This window comes from Streptomyces sp. NPDC054932, from assembly GCF_053610205.1.
In genome coordinates, this window is sequence record NZ_JBSGXU010000385.1 from 1 (window position 1) to 1753 (window position 1753).

Annotated in this window: 2 protein-coding genes; one reads left to right on the top strand and one right to left on the bottom strand. The window is 70.4% G+C overall.

The features are described 5' to 3' along the window. Window positions 1-55 precede the first annotated feature (55 nt). Window positions 56-715 (bottom strand): signal peptidase I, encoded by a 660-nt coding sequence (gene lepB, locus ACWGE1_RS40990; RefSeq protein ID WP_453425559.1) that lies wholly within the window; start codon window positions 713-715, stop codon window positions 56-58. 361 nt (window positions 716-1076) lie between these two features. Here lepB and ACWGE1_RS40995 point away from each other — a divergent pair. Then, the coding region (locus ACWGE1_RS40995) for an adenosylhomocysteinase (RefSeq protein ID WP_453425560.1) at window positions 1077-1753 on the top strand (677 nt) is incomplete at its 3' end.

Genomic DNA, 1753 nt, shown 5'->3' on the forward strand with positions numbered 1-1753 from the left:
AGCAACGGCTCGCGGGGGCCTTCGGGCTCCTCGGACCACCCGACGCGGACGGGTCCTAGACGTGGTGCGGTACGGGCCTGCGCCGCCGGCGCACGGCCAGCGAGGCGATCCCGAGACCCGCGCCGACGGGCAGGAAGCACACCCCGGCGAACATGGACAGCCCGAAGGCCACGGCCAGCGGGTGCTCCTGGTCGAACTCGACCCCTATGACCGCCGACTCCGGAAGCGTCCCTCCGTCGCGATCCGAGTGGAAGCGGGAGTCCGCGGCGTTGCCGCGGTTGTCACCCAGTACGAAGACCCGGCCCTGCGGAACCGTGACGTCGAAGTCCACCCCGCCGGCTCCCGGAGCGCCGTCCAGCACGTAGGGCTCGTCGAGCGGCTGCCCGTTGAGGGCCACGGCCGTGTCGCCCCTCCTGTAGGAGATGCGGTCGCCCTCCACCGCCACCACGCGTCCGACGAACAGACCCGGCCCTCCCGGCATTCCCCATTCGGCCGGGTCGTAGAGCACGATGTCGCCGCGGTGGACCACGGCGGGGTCCTTCCGCAGGACGAGGAGGTCCCCCTCGACGAGCGTGGGCCGCATGCTCTCGCTCACCGCGTGCACCGCCGTGAACCGGCTGAGCATGAACGCGGCCGGCCCGGCGATCAGTGCGAAGCCGAGCAGCAGTAGGACGACCGCCGCGATGCCGCGTCTCCGGCCGGGCCTGCGTTCCATGGTTCCGTTCCCCTCCCAGTAGTACATGTGGCCGAAAGCGTACGATCCGGCTTGATCCACATGGTGGTCGGGGCGGGCGGCTGCCGGATCCCGGCCAGCACCTCCAGGCGCCCCGGCAGGTTCCGGCCGGGACGACCTGACACAGACCCGCACCTTCTTCCTCGTCTGACTGGGGCTCACTCCACCGATCGGTGTAGATTCGTGCTCAGTGTCAGGCGTCGCTGCTGATGGCGGGTCGGGCGGTCCTTGCGACCGGCCGAGGGGAGAGAGGACCCCCGACGGACTGTGCTCGGTGTCCCGTCCCCAGGACGGCGCACGGCCCAGCCGTACCCACCCTCTCGAACCATGAGGAGCAGCACCCATGGACTTCAAGGTCGCAGACCTGTCCCTTGCCGCGTTCGGCCGCAAGGAGATCACCCTGGCCGAGCACGAGATGCCGGGCCTGATGTCGATCCGCCGCGAGTACGCCGAGGCGCAGCCGCTGGCCGGCGCCCGCATCACCGGCTCGCTGCACATGACGATCCAGACCGCCGTGCTCATCGAGACCCTGGCCGCCCTCGGCGCCGAGGTCCGCTGGGCCTCCTGCAACATCTTCTCCACCCAGGACCACGCGGCCGCCGCCATCGCGGTGGGCCCGAACGGCACCCCGGAGAACCCGCAGGGCATCCCGGTCTTCGCCTGGAAGGGCGAGACGCTGGAGGAGTACTGGTGGTGCACCGAGCAGGCGCTCACCTGGCCGAACACCCCCACCGGCGGCCCGAACATGATCCTCGACGACGGTGGTGACGCCACCCTCCTCGTCCACAAGGGCGTCGAGTTCGAGAAGGCCGGCGCGGCCCCGGACCCGTCGACGGCGGACTCCGAGGAGTACGCCCACATCCTCACCCTGCTCAACCGCACCCTCGGCGAGTCCCCCCAGAAGTGGACCCAGCTCGCGTCCGAGATCCGCGGTGTGACGGAGGAGACCACCACGGGTGTCCACCGTCTGTACGAGATGATGTCCGAGGGCACGCTGCTGTTCCCGGCGATCAACGTGAA

What these genes read in the sequence shown, in the direction of transcription:
- lepB (WP_453425559.1), bottom strand. Translation starts at nt 715, where the DNA reads ATGGAACGCAGGCCCGGCCGGAGACGCGGCATCGCGGCGGTCGTCCTA.